The organism is Hymenobacter properus, from assembly GCF_015694735.1.
Lineage (GTDB): Bacteria > Bacteroidota > Bacteroidia > Cytophagales > Hymenobacteraceae > Hymenobacter > Hymenobacter properus.
In genome coordinates, this window is record NZ_JADQDP010000005.1 from 1 (window position 1) to 26,060 (window position 26,060).

Annotated in this window: 24 protein-coding genes and 1 other RNA gene; 5 read left to right on the top strand and 20 right to left on the bottom strand. The window is 61.7% G+C overall.

The genetic code is table 11. The annotated features are described in order from the left end of the window. Nucleotides 1-76: 76 nt before the first annotated feature. The 4 genes from I2I01_RS19670 to I2I01_RS19685 are packed head-to-tail and all read right to left on the bottom strand — an operon-like array spanning nucleotide 77 to nucleotide 3,646. Nucleotides 77-775: an SCO family protein gene (locus tag I2I01_RS19670; protein WP_196288236.1), complete on the bottom strand. Its 699-nt coding sequence runs from the start codon at nucleotides 773-775 to the stop codon at nucleotides 77-79. A gap of 12 nt (nucleotides 776-787) precedes the next feature. Next, nucleotides 788-1,246: a hypothetical protein gene (locus I2I01_RS19675; protein WP_196288237.1), complete on the bottom strand. Its 459-nt coding sequence runs from the start codon at nucleotides 1,244-1,246 to the stop codon at nucleotides 788-790. 49 nt (nucleotides 1,247-1,295) lie between these two features. Then, complete coding sequence (locus tag I2I01_RS19680; RefSeq protein WP_196288238.1) at nucleotides 1,296-2,198, bottom strand: class I SAM-dependent methyltransferase; 903 nt, start codon at nucleotides 2,196-2,198, stop codon at nucleotides 1,296-1,298. Continuing rightward, the gene (locus tag I2I01_RS19685; RefSeq protein WP_196288239.1) at nucleotides 2,198-3,646 is read right to left on the bottom strand and encodes a diadenylate cyclase; all 1,449 of its coding nucleotides are present in this window, start codon (nucleotides 3,644-3,646) and stop codon (nucleotides 2,198-2,200) included. The genes I2I01_RS19680 and I2I01_RS19685 overlap by 1 nt, the downstream gene beginning before the upstream one ends. 188 nt (nucleotides 3,647-3,834) lie before the next feature. Between I2I01_RS19685 and I2I01_RS19690 the strand changes: the two genes are divergently transcribed. Next, nucleotides 3,835-4,107, top strand: coding sequence for a hypothetical protein (locus I2I01_RS19690; protein ID WP_196288240.1), 273 nt, complete (start codon nucleotides 3,835-3,837; stop codon nucleotides 4,105-4,107). Nucleotides 4,108-4,298: 191 nt separating this feature from the next. Here I2I01_RS19690 and I2I01_RS19695 read toward each other — a convergent pair whose 3' ends face one another. After that, nucleotides 4,299-5,522, bottom strand: a complete 1,224-nt coding sequence (locus I2I01_RS19695) for a BaiN/RdsA family NAD(P)/FAD-dependent oxidoreductase (protein WP_196288241.1) — start codon at nucleotides 5,520-5,522, stop codon at nucleotides 4,299-4,301. Nucleotides 5,523-5,636: 114 nt separating this feature from the next. Between I2I01_RS19695 and I2I01_RS19700 the strand changes: the two genes are divergently transcribed. Next, nucleotides 5,637-6,827 (top strand): cation:proton antiporter domain-containing protein, encoded by a 1,191-nt coding sequence (locus I2I01_RS19700; protein ID WP_196288242.1) that lies wholly within the window; start codon nucleotides 5,637-5,639, stop codon nucleotides 6,825-6,827. A gap of 124 nt (nucleotides 6,828-6,951) precedes the next feature. Here I2I01_RS19700 and I2I01_RS19705 read toward each other — a convergent pair whose 3' ends face one another. The 6 genes from I2I01_RS19705 to I2I01_RS19730 form a co-directional block, all read right to left on the bottom strand. After that, nucleotides 6,952-8,739, bottom strand: a complete 1,788-nt coding sequence (locus I2I01_RS19705) for a chloride channel protein (RefSeq protein WP_196288243.1) — start codon at nucleotides 8,737-8,739, stop codon at nucleotides 6,952-6,954. Nucleotides 8,740-8,916: 177 nt separating this feature from the next. After that, nucleotides 8,917-9,456, bottom strand: a complete 540-nt coding sequence (locus I2I01_RS19710) for a TetR/AcrR family transcriptional regulator (protein ID WP_196288244.1) — start codon at nucleotides 9,454-9,456, stop codon at nucleotides 8,917-8,919. 468 nt (nucleotides 9,457-9,924) lie between these two features. Next, a complete protein-coding gene (locus I2I01_RS19715) occupies nucleotides 9,925-10,386 on the bottom strand; it encodes a nucleoside deaminase (protein ID WP_196288245.1) in 462 nt (153 codons plus the stop codon). Between the two features lie 31 nt (nucleotides 10,387-10,417). Beyond that, complete coding sequence (locus tag I2I01_RS19720; protein ID WP_196288246.1) at nucleotides 10,418-11,434, bottom strand: hypothetical protein; 1,017 nt, start codon at nucleotides 11,432-11,434, stop codon at nucleotides 10,418-10,420. 20 nt (nucleotides 11,435-11,454) lie between these two features. After that, nucleotides 11,455-14,457 carry a PD-(D/E)XK nuclease family protein gene (locus I2I01_RS19725; protein ID WP_196288247.1) on the bottom strand — a complete coding sequence of 1,001 codons (3,003 nt, stop codon included), beginning with the start codon at nucleotides 14,455-14,457 and terminating at the stop codon, nucleotides 11,455-11,457. Nucleotides 14,458-14,508: 51 nt separating this feature from the next. Further along, entirely contained in the window at nucleotides 14,509-14,961 is a 453-nt protein-coding gene (locus I2I01_RS19730; RefSeq protein ID WP_196288248.1) for a BLUF domain-containing protein, read from the bottom strand. A 160-nt stretch (nucleotides 14,962-15,121) separates the two neighbouring features. Here I2I01_RS19730 and I2I01_RS19735 point away from each other — a divergent pair, with 160 nt between their 5' ends. Together I2I01_RS19735 and I2I01_RS19740 are read left to right on the top strand one after the other, a co-directional pair. Beyond that, nucleotides 15,122-16,066, top strand: a complete 945-nt coding sequence (locus tag I2I01_RS19735) for a DUF3078 domain-containing protein (protein WP_196288249.1) — start codon at nucleotides 15,122-15,124, stop codon at nucleotides 16,064-16,066. A 74-nt stretch (nucleotides 16,067-16,140) separates the two neighbouring features. Next, nucleotides 16,141-17,730 carry a rhomboid family intramembrane serine protease gene (locus I2I01_RS19740; RefSeq protein ID WP_196288250.1) on the top strand — a complete coding sequence of 530 codons (1,590 nt, stop codon included), beginning with the start codon at nucleotides 16,141-16,143 and terminating at the stop codon, nucleotides 17,728-17,730. 25 nt (nucleotides 17,731-17,755) lie between these two features. On the opposite strand, the gene I2I01_RS19745 is transcribed toward I2I01_RS19740, so the two are convergent. The 9 genes from I2I01_RS19745 to ffs all read right to left on the bottom strand — a co-directional run bounded on the left by I2I01_RS19745 (nucleotide 17,756) and on the right by ffs (nucleotide 24,167). Further along, on the bottom strand, nucleotides 17,756-18,787 hold the full coding sequence (locus tag I2I01_RS19745) for a Gfo/Idh/MocA family protein (RefSeq protein WP_196288251.1): 1,032 nt from the start codon (nucleotides 18,785-18,787) through the stop codon (nucleotides 17,756-17,758). Beyond that, on the bottom strand, nucleotides 18,784-19,134 hold the full coding sequence (locus tag I2I01_RS19750; RefSeq protein ID WP_196288252.1) for a hypothetical protein: 351 nt from the start codon (nucleotides 19,132-19,134) through the stop codon (nucleotides 18,784-18,786). The genes I2I01_RS19745 and I2I01_RS19750 overlap by 4 nt, the downstream gene beginning before the upstream one ends. A gap of 51 nt (nucleotides 19,135-19,185) precedes the next feature. Continuing rightward, nucleotides 19,186-20,328 (bottom strand): DegT/DnrJ/EryC1/StrS family aminotransferase, encoded by a 1,143-nt coding sequence (locus I2I01_RS19755; protein ID WP_211538057.1) that lies wholly within the window; start codon nucleotides 20,326-20,328, stop codon nucleotides 19,186-19,188. A gap of 41 nt (nucleotides 20,329-20,369) precedes the next feature. Beyond that, nucleotides 20,370-21,278, bottom strand: coding sequence for a glycosyltransferase family 2 protein (locus I2I01_RS19760; protein ID WP_196288253.1), 909 nt, complete (start codon nucleotides 21,276-21,278; stop codon nucleotides 20,370-20,372). A 7-nt stretch (nucleotides 21,279-21,285) separates the two neighbouring features. Next, a complete protein-coding gene (locus tag I2I01_RS19765; protein WP_196288254.1) occupies nucleotides 21,286-22,272 on the bottom strand; it encodes a rhomboid family intramembrane serine protease in 987 nt (328 codons plus the stop codon). A gap of 9 nt (nucleotides 22,273-22,281) precedes the next feature. Next, on the bottom strand, nucleotides 22,282-22,959 hold the full coding sequence (locus I2I01_RS19770; RefSeq protein WP_196288255.1) for a cell division ATP-binding protein FtsE: 678 nt from the start codon (nucleotides 22,957-22,959) through the stop codon (nucleotides 22,282-22,284). A 4-nt stretch (nucleotides 22,960-22,963) separates the two neighbouring features. Beyond that, a complete protein-coding gene (locus I2I01_RS19775; protein ID WP_196288256.1) occupies nucleotides 22,964-23,167 on the bottom strand; it encodes a fructose-6-phosphate aldolase in 204 nt (67 codons plus the stop codon). Between the two features lie 84 nt (nucleotides 23,168-23,251). Beyond that, complete coding sequence (gene fsa / locus I2I01_RS19780; protein ID WP_196288257.1) at nucleotides 23,252-23,908, bottom strand: fructose-6-phosphate aldolase; 657 nt, start codon at nucleotides 23,906-23,908, stop codon at nucleotides 23,252-23,254. 161 nt (nucleotides 23,909-24,069) lie between these two features. Beyond that, nucleotides 24,070-24,167, bottom strand: an RNA gene (gene ffs, locus I2I01_RS19785) — signal recognition particle sRNA small type. A 206-nt stretch (nucleotides 24,168-24,373) separates the two neighbouring features. Here ffs and guaA point away from each other — a divergent pair. After that, a complete protein-coding gene (guaA, locus tag I2I01_RS19790; RefSeq protein WP_196288258.1) occupies nucleotides 24,374-25,909 on the top strand; it encodes a glutamine-hydrolyzing GMP synthase in 1,536 nt (511 codons plus the stop codon). The last annotated feature ends 151 nt before the right edge of the window (nucleotides 25,910-26,060 follow it).

A 26,060-nucleotide genomic window follows, 5' to 3' on the forward strand; every position in this document is an offset into this window, starting at 1 on the left:
GGACCTTCTCCCGTTAGGCTTTCTGACGGGAGAAGGTCCTTCGCGGCGCTCAGGATGACAGACGGTTTTGCTTAAACTACCTGCCGGCTACGCCCTTCTTACGCGCATCAATTTCGGCCAGCAATACAGGCAGTTCTTTCTGCAGCCGCGCCACTTCGGTTGGGTTGAGGCTGTCGTAGAGGCCACGGATGTGCCCCTGGTCGTCCACCAGCGCGAAGGTGCCGTTGTGGGCAAAGCCGCCGGGTGCCTCCTTGTCGGGCTGGGCGGCGGTAAAGTAGGCGCGGGCCAGCTGAAACACCGTGTCGCGGGCCGTGGGCTCGCCGTGGGCGCCGGTGGTGGCAAAGTGCCAGCGGCTGGCGTCGGCAATGCCCAGGCGCTGGGCGTAGTCCTTAAGCACCGGGATGGAATCGTGGGCCGGGTCGATGGTGTGCGAGAGGAACACCACACGCGGGTCTTTCTCAAACTGTCGGTACACCTTAAGCAACTCGCCCTGCATTTTGGGGCAGATGCCGGGGCAGGTGGCGAAGAAGAAATCGGCCACGTAGGCCCGGCCGGCAAAGCTCTGGTTGGTAAGCGTCTGGCCGGTTTGGTCGACGAGGCGGAAGCGGGGCACGGCGGCGAACACCGTGTCGGCGGGGCCGCCGTCGGCGCGGGGGCGCACGTCGCGCTCGCCCAGAATGGGGAGGCGGGCCGCTTCTTTGGGTTTTTCGGTGCAAGCCGGGGCGGCCAGCGTGGCCGCCAGCCCAGCCAGCAGCAAAAGGCGATTCAATAACATGCTAACCGTGGATTATTTGGAAGAAGTAGGGGCCACTTCGCCGGCAGGTGGGTGCTGCGTAACGAAGCTAGTGGCCGAGTCGAGCGACGAGCGGAACCGGCCCTGCACGGCCTTGAGCTTCTCCTGCTGCTGCTGGAAGTAAGCCAGGCGGGCCTCGGGCGTAGCCGTGCTGTCGGGGGCTTTGTACTGGTGCATCCAGCCCATCATAGCGTTATCGGCGGCTTGCAGGCCGCGGATGTAGGGCGCGGCGGCCTCGGTGTGGTAGCCCGAGAGCTTGCTTTTCAGACCCATAACCTGGTCGGTTTGAGCCATCAGCGAGTCGTGCTTGCTCATGAGGGCTATTTCGGCAGCGGTGGCCGGCGAGGGCGCGCCGTTTTCCGAAACCGGCTTGTTGGGCGAAGAGCAGGCCGCCAGGCACGCCAGGGAAGCGGCCAGCACGGCGGGCAGTGAGGTTTTGCAGTAGGTTTTCACGCCCCAAAGGTACGGCCCACATGCAGCACGGGCACGGCGGGCGGCGTGTTCAGCTGTGGAACTGCGCCAACCGGTCGGCGTTTATTTCCGGGGTGCCGACGCCCTGCAGCCAGGGCTCCCGGGCTACCTGTAGCGTGCAGGGCCCATACGTGAACAGCGTGATGCAGCGGCGTTGCGCTTCCACCCGCAGTCGCTCCAACACCTCGGCCAGCATGCGGCCTTTGAAAGGCGTGTAGAGAAAGAAGACGGTGCCCCCGGAATAGTCGGCGTAGCGGGCATCGGCTTGGATAAATGATACATCCGACAGCTCTAAGTCGGCGGCCCAACCGGTGGCAATTGCTACGTAAGCCGGCTCTATCTCAATACCCCGGGCCTGCACTCCGCCCAGCAGGTTGACGAGTAGCGGCACGTGCCCCAGGCCCGCGCCCACATCCACGAAAACGTCTTCACTACCGAACATGGCCTTTTCAGCGAGTTCGAAAATAACGCGAGCCGGCGTTTTCTGGTAGTACACCATTTCCGGTTCCGGGGCCGCCGTTTCCACCGGCAACTCCCGCAAGGGAAACAGCCCGTTGGTAAAATCGTCAAGCAAATCGTACCCAACGGGCAGGACCGGTGGCTGGCTGCCCGCATTGGTAAAGCCCACGTACTGTTCCGCCAGCGCCCGGAAAGCTGGGCCGCGGTAGTTCCCGCTCCGAATACCGGCCCGCAGCTGCTGAAATAGCGCCGTATCAACGGCTTCTAATTGCTGCTTCAGGCGCTCCGCTCTTTGCTGAAGTAGCCGCAAATCGGCCGTGATGCCAAGGGCCGGGTCCAGATTCGCCAACCGCTCAATGACATGTAAGTCCAGAAAATCCAGCGCTTCGGCCCGAGCGGCAAAACTCAATTGCTCGCGCAGCGTCAGGTCTTGTTCGAGCTTGGCGAGGTCAGCTGCAATTTCCCCCGCCGGCATCAGCTGGGCAGCAAATCAATCCAGCCGTCTTCGCTCACCACCACGGCCAGCACGGGGTACTTGCTGCTGTGGGCGTAGCGCAGGGCCGAATTGTAGCGCGAGCCGCGTGAGGAGTCGCCCTTCTCGGTGGCCAGGCCGTCGAGAATGGCACCGATGGCGTGGCACATACCGTTGGGCTCGATGAGCACCGCGCCGTCGATGTTGGTGACGAGGCGCAGCACCGAGGGCGTCATGATGCGCGGCACCACCCGGAAGCACTGCCGCGCCAGGCGCTGGGCCTCCTGCGCCGCCCCGGTGGTGATGACGAGGATGGTGCCGTTAGGCTGGGTGGTGGCTTTCTGGGCCAAGTCCCAGAGGTAGTCGGTGCTGTCCACGTCGAGGTTGGGAAACACGATGCGCACCACGCGGGCGAAGTTTTCAGCCGCCACGCGGCCCTGGGGCAGGCGCGGCGTGTTGCTCACCACGCGCATCAGCACTTGGCCGGCGTGGCTCATTTCCCAGCTGTAGTGGTTGGTGAAGTGCACCGTCACGAGGGGCTCAAATTGCGCGTCGGACTGCGGCACCAGCTGGCCCAGGCCAAACACGTGCGAGGCGTCCGAAATCAGGGCCGTGTGGCCCTCGCTCAGCTCCAGCAGCTTGCGGATGGAGCGGTGGTCGCGCATGGGCACGGGTGTTTCGAGCGTGAGCACGGGCACAATGGCCGGGTGCAAGCGCCGGCTGATGAGCATGGTGCCAATGCCCTCGTCGCCCTCGTGGCGCAGGGCGGCCACGCCGTTGCAGGCGTCGTAGAGGCCGTGGGTGCCGGCTGGGGCCACGCGCAGCATCAGCCGGCGGCCGGCCGAGCGCAGCAGCTCGTTGTAGTCGCGGTCGAGCACGGGCTGGTCGTTGTCGGCGGTGTCGGCCTCGCGCAGGGCGCGGCCGCAATCGTGCAGAAACTCCATCACCGTGGCGTGGGGCAGGTTGGCGGGGCGGCCGCTGCTGGGTTTGGGCAGGGAGTAGTAGCCGTCGTAGCAGTCGGCCGAGAGCTGCAGCACCACCGTCACCAAGTAGCCCTGCAAGCTCACCGGCACCGAGCAGAAGGAGCGGCGGTTTTCGTGGCGCTCGGCTGTGAGGGTGTTGAGCGTGGTTTCGGTGGCGCGGCACACCAGCTCGTACCAGTGCTGCTTTTCAAACCGGTCGTGGTCGTTGGGGTGCAGGTGGTACACCGAGCCCTGGGGCCCGTTGTCGGCTTCGAGGGCGGCGGCGTTGTGTTTTACATCCCGAAAATCGGCCGGGGTGTAGCGGGTCGTGGGGGGTTCCACCACCACGGCATCTGGTTCGTCGGCTTCTTTGGCCGAGGCAAAACCCAGGAGAAAAACTTCGGGCCGCAGGTTGCGGTCGAGCAAGTTAAACACCCCCTCGGCAAAGAGTTGGGCCGAAACGCGAAACAAACTTTGGTGTTCCCACATGGGCAGATTCAAGACGGCCGGGCCTCGTCGCGGCCCCGACTTCAGGCCGAACTACGGAAAAAACCGCTGAAAAGTGGCGTTTCAAAACAAATTTCCTGTTTCCGCACTTCTCTGCCGACCCGAAAAATCGTATCTTCGGGCAACGGCCACTCCCTTCGTAGCCGCCCCACCGTCCACCCCATCCGCCTATGCTTTTCGTCGACATGCTCTTCGTGATGGCGGTGGCCATCTCCTTTATTCCCATCCTCACGGGCTACTGCGCCCACAGCCGCGGCCGCTCGTTTTGGCTGTGGTTTGCGCTGGGCTGGTTGGTGCCCTTGGCGTCGTTTTTTCTGCTTTTCGCCCTCATTGCCCGCGACGAGCTAAACCCCGGCCGCCGCCTGCTCGGCGAAGCGCGCCAGATTTTGCGCGAGGCAGAAGAGAAGGAAAAAGCCTTGGGCAAGGCAAAGAAGGAGGGGTAGCGAGAAAAAATCAGCAAATGAAATAGCCGGTCCTGCTGACGGAATAGAACGTCATGCTGAGCGGAGCCGAAGCATCTCTACTCCTGTACTAATCATTTAGTATTGCGGTAGCGATGCTTCGGCTGCGCTCAGCATGACGTTCTTTTTGCTCACTGCTCACTGCTCACTGCTCACCGCTCACCGCTCACCGCTCACCGCAAATGCTGCAGCACGCCCTGCGCCGCCCAGGCGCCGGTGCTGAAGCAGCCCTGTAGCAGGTAGCCGCCCGTGGGAGCCTCCCAATCGAGCATTTCGCCGGCCACGAAGGTGCCGGGGCGCTGCCGCAGCATCAGGTGCTCGTCGACGGCCGCGAGGGCGATGCCGCCGGCCGTGGAAATGGCTTCATCGAGCGGGCGCAGGCCCGCCACGGGCAACGGCAGGGCCGTGAGCAGTGCCGCCAGCTCCTCCGGTGGTGCCGTGGCAACCTGGGGCACTAGTTCGCGGAGCAGCGTGGGCACGGGAGGCGTCAGCCCCAGAGCTTTGCGCAGGAAATCGGGCAAGGAAGCGCCGCTGCGCCGCTGCTGCAGCTTGGCCCGCAAAGCCGACGGCGCCAAATCTGGTTTTAGGTTCAGAAAGAGGGTAGCGGGGCCGCCGTGGCCCAAAGCCTCCCGCACCTGCGGCGTCAGGGCATACACGGGCGTGCCCTCCAGGCCGTAGTCGGTGAGCATGATTTCGCCGCGCACGGCGGGGCCGCTGTTCACCCGTAAGCTGATATTTTTCAACGGTGCGCGGCCCACTTTTTCTTTAAAAAAATCCGACCACACCACCTCCGCGCCGCAGTTGGCCGGCGCGAAGGGCACCACGGGCACTCCAATTTCCTGCAGCAATGGCACCCAGGCGCCGTCGGAGCCAGTTTTGGCCCAACTGGCCCCACCCAGCGCCAGCACCGTGGCGGCGGGCTCGCTAGTAAACTCGCGGCCTGATGCCTCCTCGCGCAGGCGCAGCCCGGCGCCCGCAAAGCCCAGCCACCGGTGACGGGTATGGATTTCCACGCCCAATTCCCGTAGCCGGCCCAGCCAGGCGCGAAGCAAGTCGGCCGGCTTGTGCGCAGCCACCGGGAAAATGCGGCCGCTGGTGCCCACAAATGTTTCAATGCCCAACTCGGCCGCCCAGGCGCGCAGGTCGGCCGGCGAAAAATGACTCAGAAGCGACCGGAAGCGCGTTTCCTCGGCGCCGTAGCGGCTGGCGAAACGGGCCAGGTCCTCGGCATTGCTCAGGTTGAAACCGCCGTGCCCGGCCACCAGAAACTTGCGCCCCACCGTGGCCTGGGCCTCAAACACCTGCACCGCCAGGCCCGCTTCGGCCAGGCGCTGGGCAGCCATGAGGCCCGCCGGCCCGCCCCCAATAACGGCCACTACGCCCGGGCGTTTATGCATACAGTGAGGGAAAAAGGGTTGACCATTGCCGCCTTTAAAAAAGCCATCAAAGTTACGGCTCCGGGGCGCGCGGGCTTAACCCCGGCCCTAGCTCGTCCGTTAGCCCTACCATCTATGGGACCTTATACCATTCTTATCGGCCTGAGCCTGGCCGTTCTGCTGTCATACGTGTTCGACCTCGCGGCCCGTGCCACCAAGGTGCCGTCGGTGTTGCTGTTGCTGCTGGCGGGCATCGCGCTGAACCAGGCGGCTGCATATTGGAACGTGGCGGTGGCCGTGCCGTCGGTGCTGCTGCAAATCTTTGGCATCGTGGGCCTCATTCTTATTGTGTTGGAGGGCTCGCTCGACCTGCGCCTCACCCGCGACAAGGCCCCGCTCATCCGGCGCTCGTTTCTGGCGGCGGTGCTCATCATGGGGGTGCAGGTGGTGGCCATTGCGGCGCTGCTGCATTTCTACGTGGGTGCGCGCTGGCAAAGCTGCCTGCTCAATGCCGTGCCGCTGGCCGTGGTGAGCAGCGCTGTGGCCATCCCCAGCGTGGCAGGCCTGGGGGGCACCAAGCAGGAGTTCATCATCTACGAAAGCACGTTTTCTGACATCGTAGGCATCATGCTGTTCAACTTCATTTTGCAAGATGATTTCGCCCAGGGCTGGTCCATCGTCACCTTCGGGCGCGACGTGCTGGCGGTGGCCGTGGTGGCCGTGCTCAGCACCGCACTGTTGGCCTGGCTGCTGGGCCGGCTGCGCTCGCGCGTAAAGTTCTTCCTGCTGTTTGCCTTTCTGGTGCTCATCTACAGCATTGCCAAGAAGCTGCACCTTTCGTCCCTCGTGCTCGTCCTGGCCTTCGGTCTGGCCGTCAACAACGCTGACCAGCTGCTGAAGCACCCGCTGCTGCGCCGCTTCCTGCACCCCGAGGAGCTGGCCGGCCAGTTACATCAGCTCAAAAGCATCACCGCCGAATCAGCCTTCCTGATTCGCACCTTCTTTTTTCTGCTCTTCGGCTACTCCATCACCCTAAGCCACTTGATGAGCGTGAGCCTGCTGCTGCAAGGCATTCTCATTGTGAGCGTGCTCACACTGGTGCGCTACGTGTACCTGCGCTACGTGGCCAAAACCGACCTCGTGCCCGAGCTGTTCATTGCGCCCAAAGGCCTTATTTCGGTGCTGCTGTTCTACAGCATCCCGTCCCGCCTGCTGATAGGCGAAGTGAGCGAAAACATGCTTTTCGTGGTCATCCTGCTCACCGGCCTGCTCATGATGGTAGGCCTGCAGATGGCCCGCAAAACGCCGGAACTGAGGGAGTATTGAATTGAAAAGTCTTCTGTCATCCTGAGCGCAGTGAAGGACCTTATCAAATGCGAACGATTAGTTCAGGCTAGATAAGGTCCTTCACTGCGCTCAGGATGACAGAGTCTTTATCTTTCATCATAAACTACGCTTCGCTCTCCTGGATGAGCTGCCGACGGTACCGGGCCAGAATGTCGGTTTTCAGAATGAAACCCAGGTAGCGCCCGTCTTCCTCGCATACCGGCAAGGCCCAGTGGCCGTAGCGGTCCAGCAAAGCAAGGGTGTGCTCCAAATCATCGGCCGGGCCCACCACCACGGGGGCTGGCTTCATGAGCTCGCGCACGCGGGTGGTGCTGTAATGGGCGTCGTCAAACAGGGCATCGCGCACCGAATTCAGGCTAACCACGCCCAGCAGCCGGCCGCCGGCCGCCACCACCGGGAACAGGTCGCGTGAGGAGTGCCGGAAAATATCCACCAGCTCGCCCAGCGTGGTGCTGGGCCGAACGGGAATAAAGTCGGTGGCCAGCAGCTTGCGCGGGTCGAGCTGGGCCAGCAGGCCCCGGTCGCGGTTGGCATACACGTCCACCCCTTTCAGGGTTAGCTTGCGCGTGTATACCGAATAGGGTTCAAAATACTTGGTAATCAGATAGGAAGAACTGGTTACCACCATCAGCGGCACAAACAAGGCGTAGCCGCCCGTGATTTCGGCGATGAGGAAGATGGCCGTGAGCGGCGCGTGAATGACGCCCGCCAGCGTGCCCGCCATGCCCAGCACAATAAAATGCACCTCGGGAATGTGGACTAGCCCGCTTAGGTTGATGAGGCGGGCGAAGAAAAACCCCGCCAGCGCCCCCGAAAACAGCGACGAGCCGAACATGCCGCCGTTGCCGCCGCTGCCCACCGTGATGCTGGTGGCCACCACCTTCAGCATCATGCTGAACAGCACCAACACCAGCAGAAGCCAAGGGTTGTTGTCTTGGTAAACTGAGAAAATACTGCCGTCGGTGAGGTGCTCGGAGTGGCCGCGCAGCAGCAGCTCCACCGTGTTGTAGCCCTCGCCGTAGAGGGTGGGGAAGAGGAAGATAAGGCCGCCCAGCGCTACGCCGCCCAGCACCACCTTGCGCCAGTCGAGCCCCGGCCAGCGCTCAAAGAAATGGTCGAACCAATGGTAGGTCCGAATCATGTACACCGAGAAAAAGGCCGTGAACAAGCCCAGCAACACGTAAAACGGCACCGCATCCACCGGCCAACTCGTGGTGATGAGCACAAACGGCTGCCCTGCGTACAGCGCCTTCGACACCACCGTGGCGGTGGCCGAGGAAATAAGCAGCGGAATGAAATACTGCGCCGGCAGCTCCAGCAAAATGGTTTCGACCGCAAACAGCACGCCCGCAATGGGCGAGTTGAAAATGGCCGCCACGCCCGCCGCCGCCCCGCAGCCCGTGAGCAAACGCCGCCGCCGACGGTCGAGGTGCAGCACCCGGCCCGCGTTGGAGCCCAGCGCCGCGCCCGTGACCGAAATGGGTGCCTCGGTACCGGCCGAGCCGCCGAAGGTGACCGTCAGAAACGCCGTCACCAGCTGCGAATACAGCTTGGAGCGCGGTACTACGCTGCCCTCCCGGGCCGTGTTGTAGATGATGGGCCCGATGCCCCGGCCCAGCTGGCCTCCCAGAAAAAACTTCGTGAACAACACCGTGAGGGCAATGCCCACCACCGGGTAGACCGACAGCGCAAATACCTGGCTGGGCTCGGAAATGCCTTCGCGCAGCATTTCCTGCCCCCAGTGAACCGCATTTTTCAGCAGCACCGCCGCCAGGCCGGCTGCTCCGCCCACCAACACGCTCAGAATGAGCATATACATCCGTTCGCTGACGTGGCGGGCCCGCCAAACCAGCAACGGGCGCAACAAGCGGTGAACGGCGTGGTGGGACATAGACGGCAGCAAAAAGGTGGCGCAATGATACCAACGCAAAAAAAAGGCCAGCAGATGCGTGCTTTCCAGTCAAGCTCACCTGTATGGCCAGGCCAACCTTTCTATTGAAGAAATTCCGAATCTAGGGTGGCCTGCCAAGCCAGGCCTTTTGCTATGCGAAAGAGCCGCAAAACTCTTTTATTTGGCCGGCGTGCGCTGCAGGTAGGTGCGCTTGAGGTGGTCGCCTAGCTTCTGGAGGTGGGGGTCGTGCTCATACAACAGGTTGCGCCACAGGCTCTGGATGATGAGCAGCAGCAGCTGCGTGGTCATTTCTGCATCATCTGCCCCCACGTCTTTGAAAGCTTGCTGCAGCAGGTTATCAATCGGGCTCATGAAGCGCTGAAAGTACTTCTGCACCAGTGGCCGGTTGAATTCCTTGTCCTGCATCTTCCAGAAATCGGGCTCGTCGTGCACCAGTTTGTAGGGCAGGTCGATGACGTTTTCAATCAGCACGCGCGGGTTTTGCTCGGTTAGGATGCCGCGGTTGGCCTCCACAATGCGGCGGAAGCCCTGCTTGATGAGATACTCGAACAGCTTTTCCTTGCTTTGAAAATACTTAAACAGCAATGCCTCCGACACGCCGGCGCTCTTGGCAATGAGCAGGGTGGAGGTGCTGTCGTAGCCGCGCTCGCCGAAAAGTTGCAGGGCCGCCTGCTCTATCTTGGAATGACTGGTCATCGCCCAACCGAATAATCTGAAACTGCTAAAACTCCTTCGATAGGCCCGTTTCGGGCGCAGAGTTGCGGCAAGATAAGGCCAACGGCAAGCATTTATGTTTTTTTAGGTGCTACAGGGCACTTGCCGGTAGGCCTCCCCACGCCTTAGCTACGGTGCTGGGAAAGGCTGCAAACCCCAAAGAACTAAAACAATACAGCCGGTTAAATCGAGCGAAGTCGACTTAACCGGCTGTAGCGTGTTGAATTCCGCATTACGTAGCTCCTAGGGCGGAGACCCGGACGTATTCAACCGATGTTTTCCTAGGTGGGGTGGGATACACCTAGCGAAAGAGGACGTGGGAATTGGCAAATCAGACAACGTTTTGCCCGATTGCGAAACAAAGGTAGGTGAGGAGGTACTAAGGCCGTATAAGTGTTAGCTCACTATCGGTAAGTGCATACTCACTAGACTTAATCTCAAGTGAATAATTTATAGCTCCATGATGTCTTCATTCCACAGCGTGGGCTCAGCTTCGATGAATTCATTCATCATGTCCACGCATTCCTGCAGGTCGAGGTCCACCACTTCCACGCCGTGGCTTTCCAGGAAAGCGCGCGACTCGCCGAAGGTGCGGCTTTCGCCTACCATCACCTTCGGGATTTTGAATTGCACGATGGTGCCGGCGCACATGTAGCAGGGCATCAGCGTGGTGTAGATGACGGTGTCGCGGTAGCTGCGCTGGCGGCCGGCGTTGGTGAGGCAGTCCATCTCGCCGTGCTTGATGGCGCTGTCTTCCTGCACGCGCTTGTTGTGGCCCTGGCCGATGATTTTGCCGTTGCGCACAAGCACCGAGCCGATGGGGATGCCACCCTGCGAGCGGCCCAGGCGGGCTTCGTCGATGGCGGCTTGCATGAATTCGTCTTTGCGGGCGGAGGAGTCAGGAGTTTGCATAATTGCTTTTGGGAGTGGGAGTTGGTGATGCTTAATGGCTGCCTTGGAGGTACAGCAGCGTGGTGCGGTAGGGGCGGCTGGGGGTGTACTTATCGTTGATGACGAAATAGCCCTGCTTGTAAGCCACGAGGCCCTCCCAGTTGTAGCCCATGTACTGCTCGGGAAATTCCCACAAAGGCTGCCAGGTGAAGCGGTTATTTTTCAGGTTAATATCGACCAGGCGGCAGTAGTTTTTGAAGCCTTCCGGCCCGGTGACGAGTCGGGTATTGGCCACGTCGGTGGCCGGGGGGCGGTAAATGGTGTCGCCGCCCGCACCCTTGAAAAAGTAGTTAATGGCCGTGAAGTGGTTGCGGCCCACCGGCGTAACGTCGGTGATGCGGAAGGGCAAGGGGCTGAAAGGCAGCTTATCAATGGTCGAATTGGCCGTAAGGTGAGGCTTGCGGAAGCCATAGGCGTAATTCTGGCCGGAAAAAGAGTTGTATTCGAAGAAAGCAACCAACTCCTTTTTCGCTGTGACGGCGGCCTCGAACCCCGCGTTGTAGATGTGCGAGCCGTTGGGGGCGGGCGGCTTGGGCAGCGCGAGCAAAAAGGTAGTGTCCAGTGCCACAGTGTTGGCTTGCAGGTGGCCCTTGAGTAGGTAGCAGTTGCTGGAGGGAGTGGCGGTTTCTACGGATAAGTAGACGACGTCTTTGGTTATCATCAGCGCTTCAAGGCCTTCGTATTCCTGTCCGGCGGTCTTCATGCGGGCCCGCAACGCGGGCAGGCCCAGAAGCTTAATTTTCTGGTAGGGCAGGACGTAGGTAGTGTCCCGGAGCTTGCGGTCCAGGTCGCTGAGCTGCACGGTGTAAAGCTTGGCTTCGGCCTGGTCCTGCAGCCGGCTTTCGGAGAGGAGGAACAGTTTGCCCCGGCTGATGGCGAGTCCGGAAAACTGGTTGTCGTAGTATTCCAGCTCCTTGGGCAGCGAAATTTGTCGCACCGTGAACGACGGTTTCTGCGCCAGCGTGAGCAACGCCGACAGGCACAACAAACAACTCAGCAGGTACTTCATACGGGGTGAGCGGGCGGGCACTAGCGGGCGCAAATGCCTTTATAGGGGCAATGCTCGCACTTGGTGAAGTCGTCGGTTTTGCGGATGGGCTCGGCGGGGTCGAGGATGCGGAGCACAATCTTACGCACCAGGTCCTCGGAAACGGCCACGAAGTCTTCCCCGCCATCGGTGAGGAAGCTTAAGTCGGCCGCGAGCAGGCCTTCGTTGATGTTGCGCAGGGAGAGGATGGAGGTATCGGCCGTTTCGCGGTGGGCGGTGTGGGCCAGCATAAGGCGGTAGAGCCAGAGCTGGCGCACTTTGTCGGCGCTGCTGCTGGCCTCGTGCAGGAGGCGGTCCACGGCTTCGGCAGGGCTGAGCTTGTTGCCGTAGCCGCGAAGCTGCAAGTCGCGACGCTCCACCTTGCCCGATTTGTAGTCGACCACGCGCAGGCGGCCGTCGGGCAGCTCGTCTACACGGTCGGCGTAGCCAAACAGGCGCACAGCCAGTTGTTCGGTTTGGCCCGGCACGTCCACAAAAACGGTAGCGGCCAGCTCCTTTTCCAAGCCGAAGAGGCGAATGGGCAGCATGCCGGGCTGTTCGGTCAGGCTTTCGAGCAGGCGCACCACCAAGCGGCTGGCCACCTGGCCGTAGACGTGGTTGAGGCCTTCGTCGGCGCGGGCGTGCTTTTCGGTTTCTTCCTGCCGCAGGGCCTTTTGCACCTCCGCCGGGGCTTGCTTGATGAGCTCGGGTATGTCGTCGGCCGTGATGGGCCGGCCATCCTGGGCGAAGGGCTCCATTAGCTTTTCTAGCGCCTCGTGCACCATGGTGCCAAAGCTGCTGGCTTCCAGCGTTTCCTCCACGGCGTCGTTTTCGTGGAAGCGCGCCACTTTCGAGAAGTAGAAGCGTAGCGAGCAGGCCAGGAAATCGTTGAGGCGCGAGGGCGAGATGTTGCGCTCCAGGACGCCACGTAGGGAAGCCAGCATCTCGGGGTCTTTCTCCAGAATGAGGTCGCCTTCGTACTGGTCGACGCCCGTTTCCGTTTCAGGTCCTTCTACTGAAACGGTCAGGTCTTCGAGCGTGAGCTGTGGGTTTTGGGGCAGCAGGTCGTTTTCCAACTGCAGCAGGAAGCGGCTGCGCTCTCCGCTTTTGATGCCCTCGGCGCCGGGCAGCACGTGTACCAGGTCGACGCGCTGGGCGCGCTGGAGCAGGCGCCAGAAGTTGTAGGCCGTGATGGCCTCGGCGTCGGCGTAGGTGGGAAGCTTGAACTCGGTGAGGACGTCGTAGGGGAAGAGCGACTGCTGCTTTTTGGGCGCGGGCAGCACGCCTTCGTTGCAGCTGAGGATGATGAGGTGGTCGAAATCGAGGGCGCGGGTTTCGAGCAGGCCCATCACCTGCACATCGGCCAGCGGCTCGCCGGAGAAGGGCAGGCGGGTGCGACCCATCTGCTCGTACAGAAAGCGGCGGAACGAGCGCACCGACAGGCGCTGCTCGCGGCAGTCGAAGGCCGAATCGAGCTGCTTGACGAGGGTGTAAAACAGGTAGAGGTATTCGGCTTCGATGCCGCCTTGCTGGTCGGCGTACACCTGTTTCAGCAGGTCGATGAGGGTGTTGCAGGCGGCAATGATGTCGTCGCAGTTGTTCCAGGTTTTAAATAGGGCCTCGATGAGCGGGTGGTGGGCGCCCATTTTCAGCAGTTCCGAGGCGGGCAGCAACACGGCGTTCACGCGCACGATTTCGCGGCAAATCTGGTCCAGAATACCGTGGTACTGGGGTTGGTCGGCCTGGCGGTCCTGCCACTGCTGGTAGCGGCGCAGGAAGGGGTGCGAGAGCAGCTTGCTCACGGCCAGGTGGTGGTAGCGCGGCACGCCATAGCCGGATTCCGGGCTGCCTTCCCGGATGCCGGTGAGGTGCACCTCGAACAGCAAATCGACCAGGTTGAACAAGGGCGTGGCCTGGAAGCTCAGGCCCATGGTCACGTTGTAATCGGGCACCTCGTCGGGCGGCAGGCCGTGCAGCACGGGCAGCAGCAGGGTTTCGTCGGGCAGTACCACGGCTACGGTGGCGTCGGGGTGGTTGCGGCGGGCTTCGGCCAGCAGCTGGCCGGCCAGCTTGCCCTGCATGCTGGGGTTGGCCACGCCCAGGTAGCGCACGTGGCGGGGCAGGCCGCGCAGGTACTCCACGCCCCCGCCGAAGTTGTCGAGCGGCAGCTTCCACTTCTCGAAGTAGCGGCGCAGGTGCTGGCCAGCGCGGTTCGGCGAGTTTTTTTCGAGGTAGAACGGGTCGGCGTCGAAGCGCACTTCGGCCCGGCCGGCGTTGAGCAGCAGGCGAATGAGCTTTTCTTCCGAGGCCGACAAATTGCCCAGGCCCACGAACACGTGGCGGGCCGGCTCGGGCTTGGCGGGGTCTTTCAGGCTTTTTTCCAGCTTTTCCACGGCGCGGCGGTAGGCCAGGCCGGGGTAGGCGAGGTGGTTGGCCAGCATGCGGCGTTTCAACTCGTGATACACCCGCTCCAGCTGGTTCCAGAAGCCGAAGGAGTGCGCGGCGGCCTGGCTTTTGGGCGGCAGCTCGCTGATGTCCCAGCGCTCCAGGGCCTTGGCCTCGGTGAGGTAGTCGAAGACTTCGTGGGTGGGGGCCAGGTTCTGGTCGAGGTTGGAGAAGTCGTTGAGCAGCAGCCCGGCCCAGCCCACAAACTGGTCGAAATCGAGCTTGGTGTCGATGCCTTTCAGGATGTCGTAGAGCAGCAATTGCAGGGCAATGGGCTCCTCTACCTGCACGCCGGCCAGCTCCACCATGTAGTCTTCCATGGCGGCCACGCGCGGGGCCCACAGCGGGGCCGCGCCGGGCAGGGCCAGGGCCAGTTCGTTCTTCAGGTACACCACGGCGCGGCGCGTGGGCACCACCACCACGATGTCGGACAGCTCATCGAGCGGGCCGGAGCCGTAGCGGTCCAGCAGCTCGCGGGCAATGGTGGCCAGGAAGGAAACGGACGCGGCCGGGGCGGCCGCGGGAGCAACAACGGGGTAGGAGGCAGGGCGGGCAGTCATTTCCGTAAAGATACCCACCCGGCGCGCGGCAACCCAGGCCGGCCCCGATGCTCAGGGCTTGTTCAGCCAGGGCACCGGCTCGTGCTCGATGAGGAAGTCGAGCAGCAAGGCAATGAGCTCCAGCTGCGTATGCGGCTGGGGCACCAGCCGGGAGGGGTCGTCGGGCGAGACGTAGCCCGGCAGGTCCCGCAAGTCGTGGCCCGACGCAGGGCGAAAGCTCATGGCCCAGGCGCCAAACGTGCGCGCCTCGCATGGGCCTTCGCGCAGCACCCGGCAGTTGAAGTGGCGCGGGTCGCGGGCAATGCGCTGGTGGTAAAGGTCGTGCACCGCTGCCTGCTCTCCTTCCAACAGCTGTAAAAACCGCCCGTCGGCAGCGTAAAGCAATAGCCCGGTCATGTTATGGGTGGCGTTGCGGGTGCGGCACTGATGCAGCAGGGCCAGCAGCTCCGGCGTGTCGAAAGCCATGAGTGCTTCGCTTTGATACAGCAGTTGATAAAGTCCCATGCGTGGCGGAAGGGCAATAAGTCTGGGTGAACGAAGCCGCAAGAAGAAGCGGACTGGAAACGCCGCTACTATCTTTCGGCTTAAAACCGCTATTCAAGCACACGGCAATCCCTTGCTGTACTTATAGCGTTTTTCCGCTCTAAAATGTTCTATCTCTAATATGAAACAACTGCTACCTATTGCCTTGGGGCTGCTACTTCTGGCTGCCACGGCTCGTGCTCAGACTACGCCTACAGTTATTCCCGAGCCCACTCCGCCCGCGCCTGCGCCCGAGCCGCTCTGGCGCAAGAGCCTCAAAACCGGGCTCGGGCTGAATGAGTCGCTGCTAAGTACCAATTGGCGCGGCGGGGGCGTCAACACCATCGGCTTCAACGCTTTGGCCAATGCCAAAGCCAACCGCAAAACCGGAGCCCACAGCTTCGATAACGAGGCCGACTTCCTGTTCGCCTTTTCCCAAACCAAGGGTCTGGGCTACCGCAAAAACCAGGACCGGTTGTTTCTCGACACCAAGTACGGCTGGGCCATGAGCGAGAAATGGAACATGTTCGTGTCGCTGAACCTGCTCTCCCAGTTCGCGCCCGGCTACAAGTACGATACCGACGCCGCCGGCCTCGACCGTGCCCGCCTGACCTCCGATTTTTTCGCGCCCGCCTTCCTTACCGCTGCCTACGGCTTCGAGTACCGCCCTGCGCCCTACTTCCACCTGCGCCTGGCGCCCTTTGCCCCGCGCCTCACCGTGGTGAACCGCGCCGACCGGTTCGTGGCCACCCTCGGCGACACACCGTATGGCGTGCGCCCTGGCCATAGCACCCGCTGGGAAATTCTGGCGGCTCAAATTCTGGCCGAGTTTGACAAAAACATCAGCCCCAACGTCAACCTCAAGGCCCGCTACCTGCTGTTTGCCAACTACAAAAACATTAACCCGCAGGAAATCGACCACCGCCTCGACCTCGGCCTCACCGCCAAAGTAGGCAAGTACGTGAACGTGGCCCTCACCGGCATCGCCCTCTACGATTACGACCAGGACAGCGGCCTGCAGTACTCGCAGGGCCTCACCATTGGGGTGGCCTACGCGGTGCAGAATTTTACGGACACGAAGAAGTAGGTAAGCCGGTTGGATGAGCAGGCAGCGCGCGTGGCAAGGCAAAGCATAGCTTTGGCCGCAATTTGATATGGTGCATGACAAAAAGCTACGAACCTCTAAAGGACAAGATAGAGCTCATTTTTTGGCCTTATCTGCGACTGGCGCTGTTGTTCCTGGCCGCTTACGGGCTGCTGGACTGGGCGCTGCTGACCTGGATGCCCTCCTTCGAGCCCCCCGAGGAGCTGTGGAAGCTTGGGCTTCCGCTGGTGGTGAGTGCCGGAGCGGTGGCCTTCCTGTTGTGGCCCCGGCTGCGCTTGCTGGCCGAGGGGCCCGGCAATTTTGATGCGCGGCTGTTTCTGGCCATGATTGCGCTGGCGGTAATGACCTGCGGGGCCAACTGCCTGCACGGCTACCTGGCGGCAACCCGAAGTAAGATGGTGGAGCTGGCATCGCCGGCCAGCGTGGACCCGACGCAGCCGCTGGGGCGCTACTATCGGTTCCGCACCGAGCACACCAACGCCCGGTATGCGGCAGCCGCAGTGCGGATGAATACCTCCAACAAAGGGAGCAGGCTCAATTTTCACCTGTACATCAGCACCCCGCTGCTGGCCTCGCCGGCCGACACGTTGCAGCGGGTGCCGGTGTGGCTGGGCCTGCACTATACCGATGACGTCCGCACCAGCGCATCTGATTCGGAAAAGGAAGCCGCCTATCGGGCCTTTCTCCAGCGCAGCGAAAAGCTCTTCAGGGCGGAGAAATTTGAGAACCCGCTGGGCTACTATTACCGCTTGGGCAACACCAAGGAACGAGATGCTTATGTCGAGGCCGCGCGGCGCTCCGCACTGGCCAACACCGATACCACCAAAGCCGTGGTGGTGCTCCAGCCCGGAGAGGAAACGTTTGCCTTGCGCGGCCTCGATTCTGCCAAGTGGCTCATGGGGTGGGTGGGGGTAGGTTCCGGCGTGTTTTTGGCGCTGTTGCTGATTCCGAGGCTGATTACCATGAACGTCATCGAGTTTCGGGCCGGACGCAGCACCCAGGCCTGGCCGGACTGGCTCACGCCCCGCCCCGGGTATTTGCTGACTCCCATGCTGCTGCTCGCCAACGCCGCGGTGTACCTGGTGATGGCCCTGGCAACGCAGTCCGGCATCGAATCTTTTGCCGCTTCCGATTTGAGGGCTTGGGGCGGAAACTACGGGGCGGCCGTGGGGGCCGGCGAGTGGTGGCGCCTGTTGAGCAGTGCTTTTCTCCACGGCGGGTTTATGCATCTGGTCAATAACCTGGCAATACTCGGTTTGCTGGGCGGCTTTATGGAAAAGCCTCTTGGCACCCTGCGGTTTGGGCTGCTCTATTTGGTGGCCGCCATCGGAAGCAGTTTGGTTAGCGTGTACTGGCATCCGGCCATTGTCAGCGTTGGAGTCTCAGGCGCCATATTTGGCCTGATGGGGGCCGCTGTGGTGCTGGCTGCGCGCCGGGCCTTGCCCAGCGGCATGCGTTCGGTCGTGCTTGTTCTGGTGGCGGTGCTGGGCGGATTGAACCTGTTGTTTGGCTTCATCATGCCGGGCGTTGACAACGCTGCCCACGTGGGAGGGCTGGTGGTAGGGGCGGCCATGGGGCTGGTGCTGAGCTTCGGACTCATTCGCCAGCTTCCCTATTACGAAAGCCGAAACCCGGAAATCGAGTAAGCTGGCACGCACGAAACCAATCGCATTACGCCCGTTTTAGCGCGTAAATCCGCTCAATAATTTCCACCACCTTCAAGCCTTCCAGCGCATTCGTCGTGGCAAAGCTGCGGCGCTGCACGGTGTCCACCACGTTTTCGATGACTTGCACGTGGTTGGCAGCCGAGCCCTGGAAGGCGCCGTAGTTGTTGGCGGGGTTGGTGGCCGGTAGCTCGGGCATCTGGTAGCCTTCGATGTGGCAGTACTCTACCTTGTCCATGTACTGGCCGGCGATGCGCAGGCTGCCGCGCTCGGCCACCACGGTAAGGGAGCTTTCGAGGTTGCGGTCCCACACGGCGGTGCTGTAGCTGAGCGTGCCGCTGCCGCCGCGCAGGAGGTCAAAGGTGATGAGGCCGCTGTCTTCAAACTCGGTCAGGCCTTCGTGGGTGAAGTCGCGGAAGCGGGCGGCAATGTTGGTGATATCGCCGAACACCCAGTACAGCAAATCAACGAAGTGGCTGAATTGCGTGAAAAGCGTGCCACCGTCGAGCGCCTGCGTGCCTTTCCAGCCGCCCGCCTTGTAATAGCGCGCGTCGCGGTTCCAGAAGCAGTTGAGCTGCACCAGAAACACTTGGCCCAGGCGGCCTTCATCTACCACCTGCTTCAGCCAGGCGGCCGGGGGCGAGTAGCGGTTTTGCATCACCCCAAACACCAGCCGGCCGGTTTGCAGGGCCGTGTGCACAATGGTTTCGGCGTCGGCCTTGTGCAGGGCAATGGGCTTCTCAATGACGACGTGCAGGCCGTGGCGCAGGCCAGCCACTGCCTGCGGGGCGTGCAGGCCGTTGGGCGTGGCCACGGTGAGCACGTCGGCGGCGGGGCCGGCTTGCAGGTATTCTTCGAGCGAAGCGAAAAACGGCACGCCCGGAAACTCGGTGGCGAGGCCCGGCTGCAAGTCGGTGCGGGGGTCAATGAGAGCCGTCAGCGCGGCGCCTTCGTGGCGGGCCACCAGCGCGGCGTGGCGGCGGCCAATGTGGCCCACGCCGCATATGACGAAGCGAACGGGAGCAGGGGGATTGGTCAAGGTTTCCAGAAAGTGTAAATCAGCAGCACAACGGGCAGCAGCGACGCCGTGAAGCTAATAAGGCTCCAGATACTAGCGTGCTTTCCAAAGAGCCGCCTTTTCATAAGGCCGAACTGCCACAAGCAAAGTAGTAATACATAACAGGTCGTCAGCACCGTAAAAAGCAAGGCGATGGTTTCGCCGGTTGCACACCGCCATTGCTCGTTTTTGGCCGGAACGTAGCTATAAAATGCTGAGTAATAAATGCGCGCGGCCAGCCAGGCAAACCCCAGAAGAATCAGCAACTGGCCTATCAACAGTTGCCCTTCAACGTAGCGCCACCATTTCACGCGAGCATAAGTATCCATTTTTAGCTTTAATGCGCTGTTGGCTTATAAGTAACCTGGGTTGAAAAATGGCTACCATTCGCTCAGTTTTGCAGCAATATACTCCTGCTGCTCGCTCGTCAGCAGCGGATGAATAGGCAGCGACAGCACCGACTGGCATAGCTGCTCGGCCACCGGGAATTGCCCCGCCTGGTAGCCCAGATAGGCATACGCCGGCTGCGCGTGCACGGGCAGCGGGTAGTAAATCATGGTCGGCACCCCGCAGCTTTTGAGAAAATGCTGCAGGTCGTCGCGGCGGCTGGCTTCCTGCACTTGGATGGTGTACTGGTGGAATACGTGCGTGCTGCGCAGGTCACGAGCCGGAATGCTAATGCCTGGTACCGAAGCTAAAGCGGCGTCGTAGCGGGCAGCCATGGCCTGGCGGGCGGCAGTGTTGGCGGGCAGCTGCTGCAGTTTCACCCGCAGCAGGGCGGCTTGCAGGGTGTCGAGGCGGGAATTGAGGCCGATGCGCTGGTGGTGGTACTTCTGGCTCTGGCCATGGTTGGCGAGCTGGTGCAGCTGGGTGGCGCGAGCCGGGTCGCGGGTGAGCAGGGCGCCACCGTCGCCCAGGCAGCCGAGGTTTTTGGACGGAAAGAAGGAGGTGGTACCCACTTCGCCCACCGCGCCGGCAAAAGCCGTTTCGCCGTTGGGTAGCTGGAAGGTGGCACCCAGAGCCTGCGCGTTGTCCTCAATCAGGGCAATACCGTGGCGTTGGACAATGGCCTGCAGCGCCGCCAAATCGGCGCACTGGCCGAACAGATGCACCGCCACGATGGCGCCGGTACGCGGCGTGATGGCCGCCTCCACCGCGGCCGGGTCGATGTTGAAAGTATCGGGCCGCACATCAACCAGCACCGGGCGCAAACCCAGCAGCGCCGCCGCTTCCAAGGTAGCCACGTAGGTGAAAGCGGGAGTGATGACTTCGGCCCCGGCCGGCAAGTCCAGGCTCATCAGGGCCAGAGTGAGGGCGTCGGTGCCATTGGCGCAGGGTACTACGTGCGCGCCGCCCAGGTATTGCCCCAACTCCGCCGCAAATTGCCCCACGGCCGGCCCCTGGATGAAGGCGGCTGAGTCCAGCACCTCTTGCATGGCGTCGTTGAGAGCGGGTTGCAGGGCTGCGTGCTCGGCAGCCAAATCGAGCAACAGAATAGGGGAGGGCGGGGCGGGAAGTATCAAAGCAGCACGGGAAACGGGGCGGCCAAAGATACTGGGCAAACTCAGGCCAGTTCCCGCAGTAGCCAATACAGTTTCAGCAGGTCGAAAGCCCGCAATCGGGGCTGCGCCGATAACAATTGCCGGCGCAAGGCCGGGGCAGCCACCTCCAGCGCAGCGCGGGTGGCCCCGCCCAGCCCCAGCCGACGCAGGCGCAGTGCCGTTTGCAGCAGCCGCGACTCGGTACCCAGGTTTTCAGTGCGGTACAATTGGGCTAGATTGCGCACCGCCTGTTCACTCTTTTGCAGGAAAACGGTGGCTGGTTCCAAGCCTTCGTGCAGCACGGGGTTGTCGATGTGGAGCAGCAGTATGCTCGCCGCTGCCAGCGCCAGGCCAAATTTGGTGTCTTCGTGCCCGTAGCCGTTTAGGCGCTCATCCAGCGTAAACCGCCGGAAAATGTCGGCCCGCATCAGCGCATTGTTAATGGTGAGCTGGCCGTATGGGGCGGCCTGGCGCACGGCCGCGGGACGCGCCTCGCGCGCCTGCCCATACAGCCACCGAAGGCGCAGGGCCGGGTCGGCCGGCGGGCTGGCGCGGTAGCTGGTGCCGCCAATTACGACGTCCGCCCGGCCCGCTGCTGTCGCGTAGCGGGCCAGAAATTGCCCATCGGGCGCCAAGCTGTCGTTGTCGAGTAGCAGCAGCCACTCGTGTTGCGCCGCGGCAGCCAGCCGGTTGCGTATGGCGGCGCGGCCCACGTTGCGCGGCAGTTCCTGGTAGTGCACGCCGGGCAGCGCGCCCAGCGGTCGGTTGGTATTTAAAAATTCGGGACGAGAACCGTCGTCAAAGAGCAAGATTTCGACGGGGCCGGGCCAGCCGGCCCGTTGGGCCAGTAGCGTGTGCACCAATTCGCGCACGTCCCAATTGTAAATCGGAATCAGCACCGATAAACCCGCGCTGGTCAGGGGTTTGTCCATCGGGCGACTATTGTTGCACTGGCGAGCCAGCACTGGCCGACAGCATAGCCAGGGCCCACTCGTTGGCCGGTTGTAGCTTTAAAATCTGACGGCACAGCTGCTGCGCTTTCGGAATCTGTTGCTGTTTAAAAGCCAGTTCGGCCTGTTTGGAGAGCTCATCAATCCGGAGGAAGTTCAGGTTTGAAAGAGCAAACTGATTTGCTGGCTCTTTCTGCAGTATCAGGCGGTAGTAGTGTCGCGCCATAGGCACGTCGTTGGCCGTGTGCGCAGTATAAGCTTTGTTGCTGAGCCACAGCACCGACCAAGGCGCCCAAAACAAGGGCACGCTCAGGCCTGCCAGCACCAGTATGCCCAGCCCGTACCGCACGGCTTTGCGCCGCTGATAAAGCCACGCCACAGCTGCGCCCCACGCCAGGCCGGCAAAATGGGCCGCGTTGCCCACCTGCCACACGTTGGTAGCCGTGAGCAGGAGGCAAAAAAACAGCCACCCTACGAATTGCCAGACCAGTTTGGAAACCAAAAAGCCTGCATAGCGTGAGTTAGTAAGCCCAGAGGTGAAGATGAATCCAAAAAAGGCATACACTACCCCCGACAATCCCATGCCAGTGCTCTGTCCCAGCGCAAACTCTGCCGTCGATGAAACGAAGGCCGCCGTGAGCAGCAACACGGCCATAAAACCAGCCCCTTGCTCAAACTCAATCTTCCGGCCGAGTATCCAAAACCAGTACAGGTTAAACCCTAGGTGCCAGAAAGCCAGATGCACAAAGTTGCTGCTGATAAGCCCCCAGTAAGCGCCGTTCAGGATGTCTACGCTGCTCGGCGCTCCCCAGCGAGCGTAGCTTTCCCAAGTGACGGGGGTGGCTTCCGTGTTCAAGCCGCAAAACAGCACGATGGCCACCAGCGCGGCACCCGTCACCACCCATGGCTTATAGCCCTTTAGCGTGAAGGTGGCAGGAGGGGCGTAGGGTACTGGGGCTTGCTTTTCCGGTTCCATGGGCCTGCGTCAAACCCGGGCCGAATCGAGCAGCGCGCCGTCTTTGCAGGTGAGCACGCGGTGCGGGTATTTCTCCAGCAGCTGGAAGTTGTGCGTGGCCATCAGAATGGCGGTGCCGGCGTTGTTGATTTCAGCAAACAGACGCATGATGCTGTCCGACACGTCCGGGTCGAGGTTGCCGGTGGGCTCGTCGGCCAGCAGCAGCACGGGCTCGTTGAGCATGGCGCGGGCAATAACCACGCGCTGCTGCTCGCCGCCCGAGAGGCGGTGCGGCATGCGGTTGGCGGCCCCGTTGAGGCCCACTTGCGTGAGCACGTCGCTCACGCGTTGCTGCTTCTGAGCCTTGCCCTTCCAGCCCGTGGCGTTGAGCACGAACATCAGGTTCTCGGCCACGGTGCGGTCGCTCAGCAATTGGAAGTCCTGGAACACGATGCCCAGCCGCCGGCGCAGGTAGGGCACCTTGCTTGCCGGCAGCTTGGCCAGCGGAAAGCCCGCCACGGTGCCCATGCCGCTTTGCAGCGGCAAGTCGGCATACAGCGTTTTCAGCAGCGACGACTTCCCTGAGCCCGTGCGGCCTACCAAATAGCAGAAAGCGCCCTTTTCCAGCGAGAACGTTACGCCCTGCAGCACGGCTTGCTCCTCCTGCATGATGGTGGCGTCGTGCAGCTCAATCACATTTTCGGTCATGTTCTTACAAGCTCAGCGGCTGCAGTTTGCCAAATTCCAACCCCGAAATCACCGCCGCCAGCTCGGTTTCTTTGCCTTCCAAGCCGTAGCGGTGCAGGTCTTTCAAGGGCCGGTCGGCCCGGAAGTAGGCAATCAGCACGAAAGCCTCGTCCCGCAGCTGGATGTAATCCGGAATTTTGGCCTTGCCTTTTACTTTGATGATGTACACGGCGAGAAGTTTTGAGGGTTGAATGTTGAGGGTTGAATGCTCGTCAATATTCTTGATGGACAACTCAACCCTCAACATTTAACCCTAAGAGTTAACTTTTTTATGGTCGGCCAGGAAAGTAGCCAGGCCCTTGTCCGTGAGCGGGTGGTTGAGCAGGCCGGTGATGACGTTGAGCGGGCAAGTCACCACGTCGGCGCCGATTTCGGCACACTGAATGAGGTGCGGGACGTGGCGCACCGAAGCAGCCAGTACTTCAGTGGGGTAGCCGTAGTTGCTGAAAATCTGCACAATCTGCTCGATGAGCTGCAGGCCGTCGTGGCCGATATCATCGAGGCGGCCCACGAAGGGCGACACGTAGGTGGCGCCGGCCTTGGCGGCCAGCAGGGCCTGCCCGGCGGTGAATACCAGCGTGCAGTTGGTTTTGATGCCTTTGTCGGCGAAGTACTTAATGGCCTTGATGCCATCCTTAATCATGGGCACCTTCACCACGATGTTGGGGTGCAGGTCGGCCAGGGCCTCGCCTTCGCGCACGATGCCATCAAAGTCAGTGGCAATGACTTCGGCCGACACGTCGCCGTCGACCAACTCGCAAATCTGGCGGTAGTGGGCCATCACGCCATCGAGGCCTTTGATGCCTTCTTTGGCCATGAGCGAGGGGTTGGTGGTCACGCCGTCGAGGACGCCCAGCTCCACAGCTTCGCGGATTTCGTCGAGGTTGGCGGTGTCGAGGAAGAATTTCATGGGAAAAAGTAGTCAGTATTAAGTAGTCAGTAGTTAGATAGTTTCGTCTGAATACGGACTACCTGATACTGGCTACCGACAAAAAAGAATCGGCCCCAAAGCTACTCATTGGCCCGCCAAGTGCGGAATGGAGCAGCATCGGGGCCGACGCGAAAAGACAAAAAAAAGCAAGCCAAAATCGCACCGCTACAACCACCTACCCTTGCTACCTTCCGGTCCTGGGGGAGTTCAGCAGGAGCTGGTCGTTCTGACTTGCCGGTGCAAAGGTAAGCATAGTTTCGTCGGATTCAGCACGGTTTGCTCGGATTTTGTGCCTGTTGTGCCGGGCAGAGCTGCTAAGCGGTTGATTATTTAGAAAATGACGCAGCCGGGCAGGAGTAGAAAAAACAGGGAAGCCGAACGGTGGCGGCTACAAAATCCGTGAAATCCGAAAAATCCGCTCGAATCCGTGGTTAGCTTTGCACCATGGAACGACTTATCATCCTTGATTTCGGCTCGCAGTACACGCAATTGATAGCCCGGCGCATCCGCGAATTGCACGTGTTCTGCGAAATTCACCCCTACACTCACGCCCCGAACCTCGTCATCAGCGACGATATTCGGGGCGTTATTCTTTCCGGCTCGCCGTGCTCGGTGCGCGAGGAAGGCGCGCCCAACCCCGACCTGAGCCACCTGCTGGGCCACGTGCCGGTGCTGGGCGTGTGCTACGGCGCGCAGCTGCTGGCCCAGCAGGGTGGGGGCGAGGTGTTGCCCGCCACCATCCGCGAGTACGGCCGTGCCCGCCTTTCGTCTTTGGACGGCGGCTCGCCGCTACTCACCGACATGCACACCGACTCGCAGGTGTGGATGTCGCACGGCGATACCATCAAGGTGCTGCCGGCCGGTTACGACATCATTGCCAGCACGCCCGAAGTGGACGTGGCCGCTTTCAAGGTTGAAGGCCAGGAAACCTACGGCATTCAGTTCCACCCCGAGGTGACGCACTCCACCGAGGGCAAGGTGCTGCTGTACAACTTCGTCGTGAACATTTGCCAGTGCGCGCAAAGCTGGACGCCCGACCACTTCGTGGACTCGGCCGTGGCGGCGCTGCAGCACACCATCGGCCCCGACGACCAGGTGATTCTGGGCCTCTCGGGCGGCGTGGACAGCAGCGTGGCGGCCCTGTTGCTGCACCGGGCCATCGGCCCCCGCCTGCACGGCATCTTCGTGGATAATGGCCTGCTGCGGCAGGACGAGTTTGCCACCGTGCTGAAAGCTTACGAGGGCCTCGGCCTGAACGTGACCGGCGTGAACGCCGCGCCCGAGTTCTACGCCGCGCTTGCCGGCATCAGCGACCCGGAGGGCAAGCGCAAGGCCATCGGCCGCACGTTTATTGAGGTGTTCGACCGCGAGGCGCAGAAAGTGACGGGCGCGCGTTGGCTGGCCCAGGGCACCATCTACCCCGACGTAATCGAGTCGGTATCGGTGAAGGGCCCGGCCGTGACCATCAAGAGCCACCACAACGTGGGCGGCTTGCCCGAGAAGATGAACCTCAAGATTGTGGAGCCGCTGCGCATGCTCTTCAAAGACGAGGTGCGCGAAGTGGGCGCGGCGCTGGAGCTGCCGGCCGAAATCCTCAACCGCCACCCCTTCCCGGGCCCCGGCCTGGGCATCCGCATCCTCGGCGACATTACGCCCGAGAAGGTAGACCTGCTGCAGCGCGCCGACGGCGTGTTTATCAATCTGCTCAAGCAGCACGGCTTGTATGAGCACGTGTGGCAGGCGGGGGCCATGCTGCTGCCCGTGCAAAGCGTGGGCGTGATGGGCGACGAACGTACCTACGAGCGGGTGGTAGCCCTGCGCGCCGTGACCAGCGTGGATGGTATGACCGCCGACTGGGCCCACCTGCCATACGATTTCCTGGCCGAAGTCTCGAATAAAATCATCAACCAGGTGCGCGGTATCAACCGCGTGGTGTATGATATTTCGAGCAAGCCGCCGGCAACGATTGAGTGGGAGTAGTCGATAATCGATAGCCCAAAAACCAGAACGTCATGCTGAGCGCAGTCGAAGCATCTCTACCGCAGTAGTAAATAATTACTTGCGCGGTAGAGATGCTTCGGCTGCGCTCAGCATGACGTTCTTACTTTATCATCAATAACCGAAACGCAAT

Coding starts and splice junctions, on each gene's coding strand:
- I2I01_RS19670 (WP_196288236.1), bottom strand. CDS start 775: ATGTTATTGAATCGCCTTTTGCTGCTGGCTGGGCTGGCGGCCACGCTG.
- I2I01_RS19730 (WP_196288248.1), bottom strand. CDS start 14,961: ATGGGACTTTATCAACTGCTGTATCAAAGCGAAGCACTCATGGCTTTC.
- I2I01_RS19735 (WP_196288249.1), top strand. CDS start 15,122: ATGAAACAACTGCTACCTATTGCCTTGGGGCTGCTACTTCTGGCTGCC.
- I2I01_RS19740 (WP_196288250.1), top strand. CDS start 16,141: ATGACAAAAAGCTACGAACCTCTAAAGGACAAGATAGAGCTCATTTTT.
- I2I01_RS19710 (WP_196288244.1), bottom strand. CDS start 9,456: ATGACCAGTCATTCCAAGATAGAGCAGGCGGCCCTGCAACTTTTCGGC.
- I2I01_RS19760 (WP_196288253.1), bottom strand. CDS start 21,278: ATGGACAAACCCCTGACCAGCGCGGGTTTATCGGTGCTGATTCCGATT.
- I2I01_RS19715 (WP_196288245.1), bottom strand. CDS start 10,386: ATGCAAACTCCTGACTCCTCCGCCCGCAAAGACGAATTCATGCAAGCC.
- fsa (WP_196288257.1), bottom strand. CDS start 23,908: ATGAAATTCTTCCTCGACACCGCCAACCTCGACGAAATCCGCGAAGCT.
- I2I01_RS19680 (WP_196288238.1), bottom strand. CDS start 2,198: ATGCCGGCGGGGGAAATTGCAGCTGACCTCGCCAAGCTCGAACAAGAC.
- I2I01_RS19705 (WP_196288243.1), bottom strand. CDS start 8,739: ATGTCCCACCACGCCGTTCACCGCTTGTTGCGCCCGTTGCTGGTTTGG.
- I2I01_RS19770 (WP_196288255.1), bottom strand. CDS start 22,959: ATGACCGAAAATGTGATTGAGCTGCACGACGCCACCATCATGCAGGAG.
- I2I01_RS19765 (WP_196288254.1), bottom strand. CDS start 22,272: ATGGAACCGGAAAAGCAAGCCCCAGTACCCTACGCCCCTCCTGCCACC.
- I2I01_RS19720 (WP_196288246.1), bottom strand. CDS start 11,434: ATGAAGTACCTGCTGAGTTGTTTGTTGTGCCTGTCGGCGTTGCTCACG.
- I2I01_RS19685 (WP_196288239.1), bottom strand. CDS start 3,646: ATGTGGGAACACCAAAGTTTGTTTCGCGTTTCGGCCCAACTCTTTGCC.
- I2I01_RS19750 (WP_196288252.1), bottom strand. CDS start 19,134: ATGGATACTTATGCTCGCGTGAAATGGTGGCGCTACGTTGAAGGGCAA.
- guaA (WP_196288258.1), top strand. CDS start 24,374: ATGGAACGACTTATCATCCTTGATTTCGGCTCGCAGTACACGCAATTG.
- I2I01_RS19700 (WP_196288242.1), top strand. CDS start 5,637: ATGGGACCTTATACCATTCTTATCGGCCTGAGCCTGGCCGTTCTGCTG.
- I2I01_RS19690 (WP_196288240.1), top strand. CDS start 3,835: ATGCTTTTCGTCGACATGCTCTTCGTGATGGCGGTGGCCATCTCCTTT.
- I2I01_RS19695 (WP_196288241.1), bottom strand. CDS start 5,522: ATGCATAAACGCCCGGGCGTAGTGGCCGTTATTGGGGGCGGGCCGGCG.
- I2I01_RS19725 (WP_196288247.1), bottom strand. CDS start 14,457: ATGACTGCCCGCCCTGCCTCCTACCCCGTTGTTGCTCCCGCGGCCGCC.